Genomic DNA, 13,557 nt, shown 5'->3' on the forward strand with positions numbered 1-13,557 from the left:
TTCGCGGGCGCGCTCGAGGTCCGAGGGTGGCTCTGGGAGGCGGGGTCGCCAGGCCCGTCCGAGTTGTCCACGGCGGGGTTGATCGGACCGTCCGAGGCTTCTGCGGCCGTGTCGGCGGGCACCGCGTGCGGCTCGGCCGGAGGGCCGTCGGCGGTTGCCGCGTGCGCCTCGGGGGGAGGGCCGTCGGCGGTGGCGGCGTGCGGCTCGGCCGGTGGACGGTCGGCGGTGGTCGCGTGCGGTTCGGCCGGAGGGCTGCCGGCGGTGGCGGCGTGCGGCTCGGCCCGTGGACGGTTGGCGGTTGCCGCGTGCGGCTCGGCCACGGGGCGGTCGGCGGTCGTCGTGTGCGGCTCGGCCGGGGGATTGTCGGCGGGCGCCTGCGGCTCGGCCGATGGGCGGTCGACCGGCGCTGTGGCCTCGCCCTCGTTCGGGGCGGCCGGCGGGGGATCGGGCGGGGCGGGGCGGGCGTCGTCGGCGGGGAGCGGGCCGGTGTCGCGGGGGCGAGCGCGTCGCGGCCGGCGTCCGGGAGAGGTCTCCACGAGTGCACAACGCGGCTGCCGGGTTTCGGTGACGAGCAGGGGCGCTCGCGGCGGCCGGTCAGCGCCTCGAGCGCGACCACCTCGGGTGCGCACGCCGGTTTCTCGGGTGCTGCGACCCCCGGTGCCGGGGGCGGCCGGGCCCCGGAGGGGCGGCCACCGGCCCGGTCGGCCGCCGCGAGCGGCCTACGGTACGAGGGTAGCCCGGTGAGATGAGCCACACAATGGGAATATCGAAGCCGATCAGGGACGGTGCGTGCTCGGCCCGGAAGTGTCGGACCTCGGGCGTACCGTTGAGGTCATGGCGCTCGACATTCCCCGGCTCGACGGCCGCTTCCAGGTCGTCAGCGAGTTCCAGCCGGCCGGCGACCAGCCGGCAGCCATCGACGAGCTTGAGCGTCGCGTGCGACGTGGCGACCGTAACACGGTGCTGCTCGGCGCGACCGGCACCGGCAAGAGCGCCACCACGGCGTGGCTGGTCGAGCGGCTGCAGCGGCCGACCCTGGTGCTCGCGCCCAACAAGACCCTCGCCGCGCAGCTCGCCAAGGAGTTCAGCGAGCTGCTGCCGCAGAACGCGGTCGAATACTTCGTCTCCTACTACGACTACTACCAGCCCGAGGCCTACATCCCGCAGACCGACACCTACATCGAGAAGGACTCCTCGATCAACGAGGAGGTCGAGCGGCTGCGGCACTCGGCGACCATGTCGCTGCTCACCCGGCGCGACGTGATCGTGGTGGCCACGGTGTCGGCGATCTACGGCCTGGGCACCCCGGAGGAATACCTCGACCGCGCTGTGCGGGTCAAGGTGGGGCAGGAGCTCGACCGCGACCAGCTGCTGCGCCGGCTGGTCGACATCCAGTACACCCGCAACGACATGGCCTTCCAGCGCGGCACCTTCCGGGTCCGCGGCGACACGCTGGAGATCATCCCGGCCTACGAGGAGCTGGCCGTCCGGATCGAGCTGTTCGGCGACGAGATCGAGAAGCTCTACTACCTCAACCCGCTCACCGGCGACGTGGTCCGCGAGGTCGACAGCCTGATGATCTTCCCGGCCACGCACTACGCGGCCGGCCCGGAGCGGATGGAGCGGGCGATCCGCGACATCGAGGCCGAGCTGGGTGAGCGGCTGGCCGAGCTGGAGCGGCAGGGCAAGCTGCTGGAGGCGCAGCGGCTGCGGATGCGCACCACCTACGACATCGAGATGATGCGCCAGGTCGGCTTCTGCTCCGGCATCGAGAACTACTCGATGCACATCGACGGCCGGCTCCCCGGCAGCCCGCCGCACTGCCTGCTCGACTACTTCCCCGACGACTTCCTGACCGTGGTCGACGAGTCGCACGTGACCATCCCGCAGATCGGCGGCATGTACGAGGGCGACGCCTCCCGCAAGCGGATGCTGATCGACCACGGCTTCCGGCTGCCAAGCGCGGCCGACAACCGGCCGCTGCGCTTCGACGAGTTCCTGGAGCGGGTCGGCCAGATGGTCTTCCTCTCCGCCACGCCCGGCCCGTGGGAGCTGGAGCAGGCCCAGGGCGAGTTCGTCGAGCAGGTGATCCGTCCCACCGGCCTGATCGACCCCGAGGTCATCGTGAAGCCCACCAAGGGCCAGATCGACGACCTGATGCACGAGATCAAGCTGCGGACCGAGCGGGACGAGCGGGTCCTGGTCACCACCCTGACCAAGAAGATGGCCGAGGACCTCTCCGACTACCTGCTGGAGAACGGCATCCGGGTGCGCTACCTGCACTCCGAGGTCGACACGCTGCGCCGGGTGGAGCTGCTGCGCGAGCTGCGCAAGGGCGACTACGACGTGCTGGTCGGCATCAACCTGCTCCGCGAGGGCCTCGACCTGCCCGAGGTCTCCCTGGTGGCGATCCTCGACGCCGACAAGGAGGGCTTCCTGCGCAGCGGCCGGTCGCTGATCCAGACCATCGGCCGCGCGGCCCGCAACGTCTCGGGCCAGGTCCACATGTACGCCGACAAGATCACGCCGTCGATGGCGGACGCGATCGACGAGACCAACCGGCGCCGGGCGAAGCAGATCGCGCACAACGAGGCCAACGGGATCAGCCCGGAGCCGCTGCGCAAGAAGATCCACGACATCCTCGACGACATCTACCGCGAGGCGGAGGACACCGAGAACAGCCGGGTCGGCGGGGCCGTCCGGCAGCTGTCGCGCGGCAAGGCACCGGTCAAGGAGACCCGCAGCCGGAGTCGCGGCGGCGCGGCCACGCCGTCGCGGGAGGGGATGGCCCGGGCCGACCTGGCCAACCTCATCCAGGAGCTCAACGACCAGATGCTCGCCGCCGCGCGGGAGCTGCAGTTCGAGCTGGCCGCCCGGATCCGCGACGAGGTCGCCGACCTCAAGAAGGAACTCCGCGGGATGGACGCCGCCGGGGTGAAGTGACGGACCGGGGCCGGGGGAGCCCGCCGTGCTGACCGAGGCCGTGCTCGGGCTCCCCGACCCCCGGATCCGGCCCTACGTGGACCGCTACCTCGGTTACCGGGAGCACGCGGCCGGCCCGCTGGTGCGCCGGGAGGTGGCCAGCGCCTTCGTGGTGCTGATCCTCGGCTGGGGCGCCCCGCTCGACGTCACCGATCCCCGAGCGGCCGACCGGGGCGCCTCCGACACGAGCGCGTTCCTGGCCGGGCCGTTCGACGGCTGGTGCACGACCCGCACCGCCGGCGAGGGCGTCGGGGTGCAGGTGGTGTTGACCGCCCCGGCCGCCCGCCGGCTGCTCGGGCTGCCGCTCGGCGAGGTGGCCAACCGGGCGGTCCCGGTCGACCGGCTCGGTGGCTGGCTGGCCCGGCTCCGCGACGAGCTGGCGGGTCTTCCCGACTGGGCGGGCCGGTTCGCCCGGCTCGACGCCGCGCTCGCGGCCCGGCTGGCGGTGACCGGGCCGGTCGATCCCCACCTGCGGCACGCCTGGCGGCTGCTCGACGGCAGCGGCGGCGGGCTGGGCGTCGGCGCGCTGGCCGAGGAGGTCGGCTGGAGCCGCCGTCACCTGGCGGTCCGGTTCCGCCGGGAGTTCGGCCTGCCGCCGAAGACGGTCGCCCGGCTGCTCCGCTTCCAGCGGGCGTACGCGATGGTGGGCCGCGGGCCGCTCAGCGCGCCGGTCGGGGGCGCGGACCCCGCGCCCGGTCCGGGCGGCGACGGGTGGGCGGACCTGGCGGTGCGGTTCGGCTACTACGACCAGCCGCACCTGATCCGGGAGTTCCGCGAGTTCGCCGGGGCCACGCCCGCGGCGCTGGCCCGGCCCGGATCACATTCGTCCAATCCCGGCTGACCCGTCCGCCGGCAGACTCGGACCCATGCGAAGCATCTATCCGGTCCTCCGGTATCCCGATCCCCGCGCCGCCGTCGACTTCCTCCGGTCCGCGTTCGACCTCACCGTCCACGAGGTGCACGAGGGACCCGACGGCGCCGTGCGGCACGCCGAACTCGGCTACGGCGACGACCTCGTCATGCTCGGCCCCGGGCCGGCCCCGGCGACCCGGCCGGCCGACGACGACTACCGCGTCTACGTGGCCGTCGACGACGTCGACGCGCACCACGAGCGGGCCCGGGCCGCCGGCGCGGAGATCGTCCGGCCGCCCTTCGACACCGACTACGGCTCCCGCGACTACGTCGCCCGCGATCTGGCCGGCCTGGTCTGGTCCTTCGGCACCTACCGACCCTGACGACCGGCGATAGCTCTGTGCGAGCAAGGTATTGCCGTGCGTGATGGTCATGCGTACTCTCCCACGGTGGGGAGGCGCGCATGCCGTTGTCAGCAAGTCCTGTCGTCCGGCGGGTGCGGCTCGGCGCGGAGCTGCGCCGGCTGCGCCGCCGGGAGTCGCTCACCCTGGAGCAGGTCTGCGGCCGGCTCGGCTGGGCGTCCACATCGAAGCTGTCCCGCATCGAGCTGGGGCAGAGCCGGCCGGACCTGGCCGACGTGCTCGACCTGCTCGACGTCTACGCCGTGCCACCCCACCAGCGGGACGAGCTGATCGTCATCGCCCGGGACGCCGCCACCGGCCGCGGCTGGTCCAAGGCGCTGGGCGAGATGGGGGAGCGGCAGCGGGCGTACGCGGAGCTGGAGGCGGGCGCGGTCCGCATCGTGGACTACCAGCCGGCGATGGTGCCCGGGCTGCTCCAGATCCCCGAGTACGCCCGGCTGCGGGTGTCGGCCGGCGCGCTGCTCGCCGACGACGTGGACGTGGAGGCCGACGTCCGGGCCCGCGCGGTGCGCCAGGAGGTGCTGTGCCGGCCCGAGCCGCCGCACTACACCGCGCTGATCGACGAGCGCGCCTGCGACCCGGGCGGCCTGCCCGCCGAGGTCTGGCGGGACCAGCTCCGGCACCTGGCCGCGCTCGCCGAGCGCCCGCACGTCACCATCCGGCTGCTGCCCCGCGACGCCTCACCCCACGGCGACCTGCACCCGCTCGCGCCCTTCTCCTACTACGCGTACCCGGACCCGGCCGACCCGCGCACCGTGCTGGTGGAGACGCTCACCACCGACCTGCGGCTGGTTGCCGAGGCGGACGTCGCCCGCTACGAGCAGCTGGTCGACTGGCTGCTGGCGGCGGCCCTGCCGGAGGAGGAGACGGTCGAGCTGCTGGCCCGCCGGCTCGGCCCCGTGCCGGTGCCCCGGCCCCGGGAACCCCACGAGCCCGACTGAGCGCTCAGCGGTGCCGCTGGAAACCGCCCTCCGGGTCGATCACCTGCCCGGTGATCCAGCGGGCGTCGGCGGAGCAGAGGAACCGCACCAGCCGGGCCGAGTCCTCGGGAGTGCCCCAGCGGCCGCCCGGGAAGAGGCGGGCCACCGACGCCAGCCCGTCGGCGTACCCGGTGTCGGTCGGGCCGGGGTTCAGGAGCCCGACTGCAACGGTGTTTCCCGCGCGGCCACCGGGTCCGGCGCCCCCGATGTCCGTCGGAATCGGTGGCCGGCGCGTGAGCGCAGGCTATGTCAGGGGTACGACAGCTCAGGCCGGCACGTCGAGGAAGTGCTCGACCAGCGGCGGGCCGGCGAAGTAGGGCCCGATCAGCGCGCGCCACTGCCCGAATCGCTCGCTCTGCCGGAAGTTGACGTCGTGCGCCTCGACCGAGTCCCACTCCACCAGCAGCACGAACCGGGACGGCGACTCGACACCGCGGGTCATCCGCACCGAGCGGCAGCCCTCCGTGCCGGCGAGGATCGGGTGCGCCTTCGCGTACGCGGCGGCGAACTCGTCCTCCTGGCCGGGTGTCACGTCGATCAGCGCGACCTCAAGAACCATGCGCGAAGCCTCGCACGCCGGCCCCCGTCCGGTACGCCCCGGGGGCTGTTCCGCGCGCCACACCCCCTCTAGGGTGGGCGCTCGGGAAACGGGGGAGGACAGATGCTCGACTGGCTCACCGCCACGGCGTTCACCGTCCTGGGGGCCGGCATCACCTGGGCCGAGCTGCTGGGCTTCGCCACCGGCGTGGTCAACGTCTGGCTGGTGGCCCGGCAGCACATCGCGAACTGGCCGATCGGCATCGCCAACGTGCTGCTGCTGATGGTGCTGTTCTGGACCGCCGGCCTCTACGCCGACGCCGGCCTCCAGGTCGTCTACGTCGTCCTCGGCCTCTACGGGTGGTGGCACTGGCTCTTCGGCGGGGAGCGGCGCAGCCGGCTGACCGTGGCCCGGACCGGCCGGCGGGAGTGGTGGGCGCTCGGCGTGGCCGGGGTGCTGCTCACCGTCGGGCTCTGGGCTCTGCTGGACCGGGCCACCGACTCCACGGTGCCGCTGGCCGACGCGGTCACCACCGCGCTGTCCCTGCTCGCCACCTACGGCCAGACCCGCAAGCTGGTGGAGAGCTGGTGGCTGTGGATCGCCGCCGACCTGATCTACATCCCGCTCTACGCGTACAAGGGACTGTGGCTGACCGGCGGCCTCTACCTGATCTTCCTGGCGCTCTGCGTGGTGGGGCTGCGGGAGTGGCGGGCGGACCTGCGCCGGCCTGCGGCGGCGACCCCGGTGCCGCCCGGCCCGGCCCCGGTCGCCGCGTGACCGTGACCGGCGCGACCGGCGCCACGTCCCCCTCCGCCGGGGACCGGGGAGGAGCGGACCCGGAGTTCCGGCACGGCCTGGTGGTGGGCAAGTTCTACCCGCCGCACGCCGGGCACCACGCGCTGATCGAGGCGGCCGCGGCGCGCTGCGCGGCGGTCACCGTGGTGGTCGCCCCGTCCCGGCGCGAGTCGATTCCGCTCGACGTGCGGGTCGCCTGGCTGCGGGAGGCGCACGCCGCCACGCCCGGGGTGCGGTTCGTCGGCCGGTACGACGACCACCCGGTCGACTACGCCGACCCGGCGGTCTGGGACCTGCACTGCGCGGTGTTCGCCGACGCGCTCGGCGGGGAGCCGGTGGACGCGGTGTTCTCCTCGGAGGCGTACGGCGAGGAACTGGCCCGGCGGTTCGACGCGGTCGCGGTCTGCGTGGACCTGGACCGGCGCGGCGTCCCGGTCTCCGGCACCGCCGTGCGGGCGGACCCGGCGGCGCACTGGCGGTGGCTGAGCCCGGCGGTGCGGGCCTGGCTGGTCCGCCGGGTCGTGGTGGTCGGGGCCGAGTCCACCGGCACCACGACGATGGCCGGGGCGCTCGCCGCCCACTACCGCACCCGCTGGGTGCCCGAGTACGGGCGCGAGCTGACCGAGCGCAAGCTCGCCGAGCTGCGGCGGGTCCGGCCGGAGGCGACGATCTTCGAGGTTGGCTGGGACCGGGACGACTTCGTCGAGGTGGTGCGCGAGCAGCAGGCCGCCGAGGACGCGGCGGCCCGGGCCAGCGGCCCGCTGCTGTTCTGCGACACCGACGCGCGGGCCACCGCGATCTGGGAGGAGCGCTATCTCGGGTCGTCCTCGGCGGCGGTCCGGGCGGCCGCCCGCCGGCCGGCGCTGTACCTGCTGACCGACCACGAGGGCGTGCCGTTCGCCGACGACGGCCTGCGCGACGGGGAGCACCTGCGGGCCTGGATGACCGGCCGGTTCCGGGCGGAGCTGGCCGGTTGCGGCGTGCCGGTGGTCGAGCTGCGCGGAACGCACGAGGAGCGGCTGGCGGTCGCCGTCGCCGCCTGCGACGCCCTGCTGGCCGCGGGCTGGTCCTTCACCGACCCGGTGCCCCCCGCCGCATCCTGATCGACCCGGCTCAGCGGGGTGGCGGTGCCGCCGCCACCGCGGCGACGTGGCGGGCGGCCGCCCGCAGGCAACACCTAGCCTCCTAGGATGCCTTACGGGATGAGGCCTGCCGCACCGACGGAACGTGATTACCGTGGCAAACGGGGCCCCGAAGATGCGGTGACCCGGGGCGATGGTGAACAATGGCGGCCGAGGAGGGGAGTATTCCCCCGCGACGGAGTCGTCAGCACGGAAGAGCGCCGGCCCCCCGGTGGCACGACCCGGCTCCGTCGGTCATCGACCCGTCCCCGGGTCGGTGGCGGAAGAGACCTCCGACAGTCACCAGAGTCAGCGTCGACGCACCCCGGCCCCGCACGCGGCGTACGGTGTGCCCGACGCTGTGTGTCTGCCGGAGGATGGATCTTGAACGTGTCCGGAGTGGTGTGGGCGGGAACGCTGATCGCGCTGACCGCGGTCCTGCTGGTCGACCTGTTCATCATCGGTCGCCGCCCGCACGAGCCCAGTGTCCGTGAGTCGAGCCTGTGGGTCGGCTTCTACGTGGCGCTGGCCCTGCTCTTCGGGGCGGGGCTGTGGCTCACCTCAGGCCCGAGCGTGGCCGGCCAGTTCTACACCGGGTGGCTCACCGAGTACAGCCTCTCGGTGGACAACCTCTTCGTTTTCGTGATCATCATGGCCCGCTTCGGGGTGCCGCGGCAGTACCAGCAGAAGGTGCTGCTCATCGGCATCGTGCTGGCGCTGGTCATGCGGGGCGGCTTCATCGCCGCCGGCGCCGCACTGATCTCCCAGTTCTCCTGGGTGTTCTACATCTTCGGCGCGTTCCTGATCTACACGGCGATCAACCTGGCCCGCCAGGGGGAGCCGGACGAGGACGAGTTCACCGAGAACGTGCTGATCCGGTGGAGCCGCAAGGCGCTGCCGATCTCCCGTGACTACGACGGGGCGCGGATGACCACCCACGCGAACGGGCGGCGGCTGTTCACCCCGATGCTGATCGTGATGATCGCGATCGGCACCACCGACCTGATCTTCGCCCTCGACTCGATCCCGGCGATCTTCGGTATCACCCAGGAGCCCTACCTGGTCTTCACCGCGAACGTGTTCGCGCTGATGGGGCTGCGGCAGCTCTACTTCCTGCTCGGCGGCCTGCTGGACCGGCTGATCTACCTCAGCTACGGCCTGGCCGTGGTGCTCGGCTTCATCGGGGTCAAGCTGGTCCTGGAGGCCCTCGCCGACAACAACCTGCCGTTCGTCAACGGCGGCGCGCACGTCGAATGGGCTCCGCACATCCCGATCTGGCTGTCGCTCACCGTCATCCTGGGCACCCTGGCCGTGGCCACCGCGGCCAGCCTGGTCAAGTCGTCCCACGACCGGCGCCGCGAGCTGGCCGAGGCCCGGCGCTGACCGTACCCACGTGCGAAAGGGGCGCTCCCGAGGTCGGGAGCGCCCCTTTCGGCGTACGGGGGTCAGACCCGGTGGGCGCCGACCAGCGTGGCGAGCCGGTCCTCGGGGAGCTGCTCCTCCAGGACCCGGCGCTGTCGGTAGCAGGCGTGCAGCATGCGCCGCCGGTCACCGTGCGGCTCGGCGGTGACGATGCCGACGTGGTGGATCCGCCGGCCGGGCCGGGCGAAGAAGTAGAGGTCGCCGGGGCGCTCCTCGTCCAGCGCCAGGGGAGTGGTCGCCTCGGCCTGGTCGTCGGCGTCCCGGGGCAGCGTGACGCCGTACCGCCGCCACGCCAGGTGCACCAGGCCCGAGCAGTCGATGCCGTCGGTGGACAGCCCGCCCCAGACGTAGACGAGGTCGCGGAACCGCTCGGCGACGGCGAGCACCTCCTTGGCCTCGGGCCGTTCGGCGGGCAGCGGCACCAGGTCGCCCTCGGGGGCCCAGAGCGGGTCGGCCCGACCGGGCACGAGGACGGGTCGCCAGCCGTCCGCCGGCCGCCCGGCCGGGGTGAGACGGGTGCCGAGGACGACGCCGGTCAGGGCCGGTGGGCCGTCGGGGGCGGCGCGCAGCGCGGTGCGGCCGGCGTCCACCACCAGCGGGGTGACCGGCGGGCCGGGCTCCGCCGGCGCGGCCAGCTGGGCGGCGGGCAGCCAGCCGGGATAGCCGCGTACGTCGAGCTTGGTGGCGGGCTGTTCCAGGGCGACGACGTGGGCCCAGCCGTCCGCGCGCAGCTCGGTGACCAGCACCCGCTCGCCGAGCAGCAGCTGGGTCAGGACGCAGTCGCCGACGAGCTGGTCGCGGTCCATGCCGGCGATCCAGGTGGCGGTGTCCGGCGGGTCGGCCAGCGCGGGGCGGTCGACGGGGCGGACCGCCTCGGGTGCGGTCCAGAGGGTCGCCACCGGGACCCGGACGACGGCCTCGCGGCCCGGCTGAACCTCCACGCCCACCCCCACGTCATGTGCTCTTGGGCGACCCTATGAAAAATTCCAACGGCTCTCAACCGGCCTGCTGAATCTTTGCTTCACTCACGTTCGCGATACCGAGTCCCGGGGCGTCGGGCAGCACGACGCTCGCGCCGTCGTACCGGATGCCGCCGGCGACCGGCGACCAGGCCAGCCACCAGGCGGCGTCGAGGTCCGACACGGCCGTGGTGCCGCAGGCGGCGACCAGGCTCGCCGCCGCGCCCAGGCCGACCTGGCTCTCCATCATGGAGCCCACGATCGTGCCCATGCCGTGCGCGGCGGCCAGGTCCAGCAGCGTCCGGGCGGTGTGCAGACCGCCGCACTTGGCCAGCTTGACGTTGACCATGTCGGCCGCCCGGCGGCGGATCACCTCGACCAGGTCGCGCACGTCGAAGACCGACTCGTCGGCGAGGATCGGCAGCTCCACCCGGTCGCTGACCCAGGCCAGCCCGTCCAGGTCCCGCCGGTGCACCGGCTGCTCGACCAGCTCGACGTCGAGCCCGGCGTCCTCGATGCCGCGGATCACCCGGACCGCCTCGCGCGGGGTCCAGCCCTGGTTGGCGTCCAGCCGGATCCGCACGTCGGGGCCGACCGCGGCGCGGACCGCGCGGACCCGGTCCAGGTCGCCCCGCGCGTCGGTGCCGACCTTGAGCTTCAGCACGGTGAACCCCTCGGCCCGGCGCCGGGTGGCCGCCGCGGCGAGGTCCACCGCGTCGCCGGCGGCCAGGGTGACGTCCGTCGGGACGCGCAGCGCGGTGCCGCCGAGCAACCGCACCAGGGGTACGCCGAGCCGCCGCGCGGCCAGGTCGTGCAGGGCGACGTCGACGGCCGCCCGGGCCGACTCGTTGCCGACCACCGCGCGGCGCACCTCGGCGCACCGGGCCTGGAGGTCGTCGGCGTCCCGCCCGGTCAGCAGGGGCCCGAGCAACTGCTGGACGCACGCCTCGGCGCCGGCGATCGACGCGCCGGTCACCTGCCAGACCTGCGGGGCCTCGCCGAACCCCGACCGCCCGTCGGCGTCCACCACCTCGACGACCAGGGTGTCCACCGTGGTGGTACGGCGCAGCGCGGTGACGAACGGGGTGTGTAAGGGGGCCGAGAGCCGGTGGGTGCGTACCGCGGCGATCGTCATGTGGGGCACCCTATACGGAGCTGGCGGCGATCAGGGGAGGGCCGATGACCGAGCGGGACTGGGAGCTGGTGGGCGCGCCGAACGCGCGTGACCTGGGCGGGATGCCCACCTCGGACGGGCGGCGGGTGCGCGCCGGTCGGCTGATCCGCACCGCCGCGCTCGGCCGGCTCACCGACGAGGACCTGCCCGTGCTGGGCAAGCTGGCCCCGGCCTGTGTGGTGGACCTGCGGCACGCCACCGAGCAGGCGGTCGCCCCGCCGGACCGCCTGGCCGGCGAGCCGCGGCTGGTGCACCTGCCGGTCTACGACGCGGCCCACCCGGTGTTCACCTACGTCTCGGCGGTGCTGCTCGGCCACGACCTGGCCGCGTACGCGGAGCTGGCCCGGCAGGGCATGCCGGCGGCGATGGCCGCGATCTACCGCTGGTTCGTCACCGGGGACTCGGCGCGGGAGGGGTTCGGGACGGCGGTGCGGCTGGCCGCCGACGGGGCGAACCTGCCGCTGCTGTTCCACTGCTCGGCCGGCAAGGACCGCACCGGCTGGCTGTCGGTGGTGCTGCTCACCGCGCTGGGCGTGGACGAGGCCGCGATCCGGGCCGACTACCTGCGGCACAACGAGCTGACCGAGAGCCTGCGCGAGGTGCTGCTCGCCGCGATGACCGGCCGGCAGCCGACCCTCGACCCGACCACGGCCCTGCCGCTGCTGGAGGTCCGTCCGGAGTACCTGGACGCCGCCTACGACGAGGTGCGCCGGGTGCACGGCTCGTTCGACGCCTACCTGCGCGACGGGCTGGGGGTGACCGACGAGACGGTGGCCGCGCTGCGCGCGAACCTGCTGGAGTGAACGGTCACCCGGCCAGATCGTGCCGGGCCGCCCAGACCCGCGCGGAGACGTCCGCGATCAGCCGGCAGGCGTCGTCCTCGATCTCCTCGCCGCTGGGGCCGCCGTCGGCCAGGTCGGTGGTCGTGCAGACCACGACGGCGTACGGCGGGGCGTCGTCGGGGAAGACCACCCCGGCGCCGTGCCGGACGCCGCGGACCCAGCCGTTCTTGTGCGCGATCCGGGTGCCCTCGGGCAGCCCGGCGGCGAGGTCCTCGCGGTGTTCCTGCGCGAACAGCACGTCCAGCATGGCCGCGCAGCCGGCCGGCGAGGCGAGCGGGCCGGGCCGCTGCGCGCCGAGCGCCAGTCCGCCGAGCAGGGCGGCCAGGTCGGCGGCGGTGACCAGGTTGTCGATGCCGGCGTCCCGGGCCGCGAAGTCCTCGATGCCCCGGCCGGTGACGCTGTGCCGGGCACCGACCAGCGTCCACGCCTCGGCCACGGCGGGCAGCCCGACCTCACCGATGCAGATGTTGGTGGCCAGGTTGCTGGAGCGGATGATCATCCGTTCGGCGAGCCAGCGCAGCGGCGCGTCGCCGCCCACCCGGTCCCAGACCGCGTCGTCGTTGTCGTAGTGCTGGGCGTTGGTGAATCGGGGCGCGCCCGGCAGGGCGGAGTCGAACGCGTTGCGCACCGCGACCGGCCCGTCCAGGTCGAGCCGGCCGGCCTCGGCGGCGCGGTGCAGCGCCACCAGCACGGGGACCTTCATGGTGCTGGCCGCGTAGTGGGTGGCGTCGGCCTGCCGGGTCCAGGTGGGCGGGGCGCCCAGCCGCCCCACGTACGCGGAGACGGTGCCGGGCACCTTGTCCAGGTGCGCGTCGAGATCCTCCCAGGTCATGCCGGAGACCGTAGCGGATCATCGCGGCCGGCGGGGCTGCGGTCCGCCGCGTGCCGGGTCTAGCGTGCGGGGATGACGACCGCCGCGTACGACGCCATCGCCGACTGGTACGACGACTACGTCACGACCACCGCCACCGACTACAGCGACCGGGTCCGGTCGGTGCTGGCCGAGCTGCTCGGCCCGGGCGCCGGGCGCTGCCTCGACCTGTGCTGCGGCACCGGGGCGCACGCCGCCGAGCTGCGCCGGCTGGGTTGGCAGCCGATCGGGGTCGACCTGTCGGGGGGTCAGCTGCGGCACGCCCAGGCGCGGCTGCCGGTTGCCCGGGCCGACGCCACCGCGCTGCCCCTGCCGGACGGCTCCCTGCCGGCCGTGGCCTGCGTGCTCGCCCACACCGACATGCCGGACTACCCGGCGGCGATCGCCGAGGCGGCCCGGGTGCTGGCGCCCGGCGGGCGGCTGGTCCACGTCGGCGTGCACCCGTGCTTCGTCGGGGCGTTCGCCGACCGCTCCGAGCCGGGCCGGGCCGTGATCGACGGCGGGTACGCCGAGCGGGACCGCAGCTTCCGGTCCTGGAACGCCACCGGCGTGCGCGCCCGGGTCGGCGCCTGGCACCTGCCGCTGGCCGACCTGCTCAA

General features: G+C 74.2%; 14 protein-coding genes. 9 read left to right on the forward strand and 5 right to left on the reverse strand.

Going from position 1 to position 13,557, the window contains the following annotated elements:
• Positions 1-834 precede the first annotated feature (834 nt).
• From uvrB to ACW0Q9_RS22495, 4 genes are all read left to right on the forward strand, one after another.
• The gene (uvrB, locus tag ACW0Q9_RS22480; RefSeq protein ID WP_456184382.1) at positions 835-2,943 is read left to right on the forward strand and encodes an excinuclease ABC subunit UvrB; all 2,109 of its coding nucleotides are present in this window, start codon (positions 835-837) and stop codon (positions 2,941-2,943) included.
• Positions 2,944-2,968: 25 nt separating this feature from the next.
• Complete coding sequence (locus ACW0Q9_RS22485; RefSeq protein ID WP_456184384.1) at positions 2,969-3,823, forward strand: helix-turn-helix domain-containing protein; 855 nt, start codon at positions 2,969-2,971, stop codon at positions 3,821-3,823.
• A 25-nt stretch (positions 3,824-3,848) separates the two neighbouring features.
• Positions 3,849-4,217, forward strand: a complete 369-nt coding sequence (locus ACW0Q9_RS22490) for a VOC family protein (RefSeq protein ID WP_456184386.1) — start codon at positions 3,849-3,851, stop codon at positions 4,215-4,217.
• An 80-nt stretch (positions 4,218-4,297) separates the two neighbouring features.
• Positions 4,298-5,197 carry a DUF5753 domain-containing protein gene (locus ACW0Q9_RS22495; RefSeq protein ID WP_456184388.1) on the forward strand — a complete coding sequence of 300 codons (900 nt, stop codon included), beginning with the start codon at positions 4,298-4,300 and terminating at the stop codon, positions 5,195-5,197.
• 4 nt (positions 5,198-5,201) lie between these two features.
• Here the strand turns inward: ACW0Q9_RS22495 and ACW0Q9_RS22500 are convergent, their stop codons facing one another.
• Both ACW0Q9_RS22500 and ACW0Q9_RS22505 read right to left on the reverse strand, forming a co-directional pair.
• Positions 5,202-5,456: an SDR family oxidoreductase gene (locus tag ACW0Q9_RS22500; RefSeq protein WP_456184407.1), complete on the reverse strand. Its 255-nt coding sequence runs from the start codon at positions 5,454-5,456 to the stop codon at positions 5,202-5,204.
• A gap of 45 nt (positions 5,457-5,501) precedes the next feature.
• Positions 5,502-5,795, reverse strand: coding sequence for an antibiotic biosynthesis monooxygenase family protein (locus ACW0Q9_RS22505; RefSeq protein WP_456184390.1), 294 nt, complete (start codon positions 5,793-5,795; stop codon positions 5,502-5,504).
• Positions 5,796-5,897: 102 nt separating this feature from the next.
• Between ACW0Q9_RS22505 and pnuC the strand changes: the two genes are divergently transcribed.
• The 3 genes from pnuC to ACW0Q9_RS22520 all read left to right on the forward strand — a co-directional run bounded on the left by pnuC (position 5,898) and on the right by ACW0Q9_RS22520 (position 9,073).
• Positions 5,898-6,551: a nicotinamide riboside transporter PnuC gene (gene pnuC / locus ACW0Q9_RS22510; RefSeq protein WP_456184392.1), complete on the forward strand. Its 654-nt coding sequence runs from the start codon at positions 5,898-5,900 to the stop codon at positions 6,549-6,551.
• Positions 6,548-7,672 carry an AAA family ATPase gene (locus ACW0Q9_RS22515; protein WP_456184394.1) on the forward strand — a complete coding sequence of 375 codons (1,125 nt, stop codon included), beginning with the start codon at positions 6,548-6,550 and terminating at the stop codon, positions 7,670-7,672. The genes pnuC and ACW0Q9_RS22515 overlap by 4 nt, the downstream gene beginning before the upstream one ends.
• A 402-nt stretch (positions 7,673-8,074) precedes the next feature.
• Entirely contained in the window at positions 8,075-9,073 is a 999-nt protein-coding gene (locus ACW0Q9_RS22520; protein ID WP_456184396.1) for a TerC family protein, read from the forward strand.
• A 62-nt stretch (positions 9,074-9,135) separates the two neighbouring features.
• Here the strand turns inward: ACW0Q9_RS22520 and ACW0Q9_RS22525 are convergent, their stop codons facing one another.
• Both ACW0Q9_RS22525 and ACW0Q9_RS22530 read right to left on the reverse strand, forming a co-directional pair.
• A complete protein-coding gene (locus ACW0Q9_RS22525) occupies positions 9,136-10,053 on the reverse strand; it encodes a C40 family peptidase (RefSeq protein ID WP_456184397.1) in 918 nt (305 codons plus the stop codon).
• 55 nt (positions 10,054-10,108) lie between these two features.
• Positions 10,109-11,206 (reverse strand): mandelate racemase/muconate lactonizing enzyme family protein, encoded by a 1,098-nt coding sequence (locus ACW0Q9_RS22530; protein ID WP_456184399.1) that lies wholly within the window; start codon positions 11,204-11,206, stop codon positions 10,109-10,111.
• Positions 11,207-11,250: 44 nt separating this feature from the next.
• Here ACW0Q9_RS22530 and ACW0Q9_RS22535 point away from each other — a divergent pair, with 44 nt between their 5' ends.
• On the forward strand, positions 11,251-12,048 hold the full coding sequence (locus ACW0Q9_RS22535; protein WP_456184401.1) for a tyrosine-protein phosphatase: 798 nt from the start codon (positions 11,251-11,253) through the stop codon (positions 12,046-12,048).
• Positions 12,049-12,052: 4 nt separating this feature from the next.
• On the opposite strand, the gene ACW0Q9_RS22540 is transcribed toward ACW0Q9_RS22535, so the two are convergent.
• Positions 12,053-12,919 (reverse strand): serine hydrolase, encoded by an 867-nt coding sequence (locus tag ACW0Q9_RS22540; protein ID WP_456184403.1) that lies wholly within the window; start codon positions 12,917-12,919, stop codon positions 12,053-12,055.
• A 72-nt stretch (positions 12,920-12,991) separates the two neighbouring features.
• Between ACW0Q9_RS22540 and ACW0Q9_RS22545 the strand changes: the two genes are divergently transcribed.
• The coding region (locus ACW0Q9_RS22545) for a class I SAM-dependent methyltransferase (protein ID WP_456184405.1) at positions 12,992-13,557 on the forward strand (566 nt) is incomplete at its 3' end.

This window comes from Micromonospora sp. I033 (assembly GCF_053890995.1).

Bases quoted from the DNA above. Each gene is read 5' to 3' on its own strand.
- ACW0Q9_RS22535 (WP_456184401.1), top strand. From the start codon at position 11,251: ATGACCGAGCGGGACTGGGAGCTGGTGGGCGCGCCGAACGCGCGTGAC.
- ACW0Q9_RS22530 (WP_456184399.1), bottom strand. From the start codon at position 11,206: ATGACGATCGCCGCGGTACGCACCCACCGGCTCTCGGCCCCCTTACAC.
- ACW0Q9_RS22495 (WP_456184388.1), top strand. From the start codon at position 4,298: ATGCCGTTGTCAGCAAGTCCTGTCGTCCGGCGGGTGCGGCTCGGCGCG.
- ACW0Q9_RS22505 (WP_456184390.1), bottom strand. From the start codon at position 5,795: ATGGTTCTTGAGGTCGCGCTGATCGACGTGACACCCGGCCAGGAGGAC.
- ACW0Q9_RS22490 (WP_456184386.1), top strand. From the start codon at position 3,849: ATGCGAAGCATCTATCCGGTCCTCCGGTATCCCGATCCCCGCGCCGCC.
- pnuC (WP_456184392.1), top strand. From the start codon at position 5,898: ATGCTCGACTGGCTCACCGCCACGGCGTTCACCGTCCTGGGGGCCGGC.
- uvrB (WP_456184382.1), top strand. From the start codon at position 835: ATGGCGCTCGACATTCCCCGGCTCGACGGCCGCTTCCAGGTCGTCAGC.
- ACW0Q9_RS22540 (WP_456184403.1), bottom strand. From the start codon at position 12,919: ATGACCTGGGAGGATCTCGACGCGCACCTGGACAAGGTGCCCGGCACC.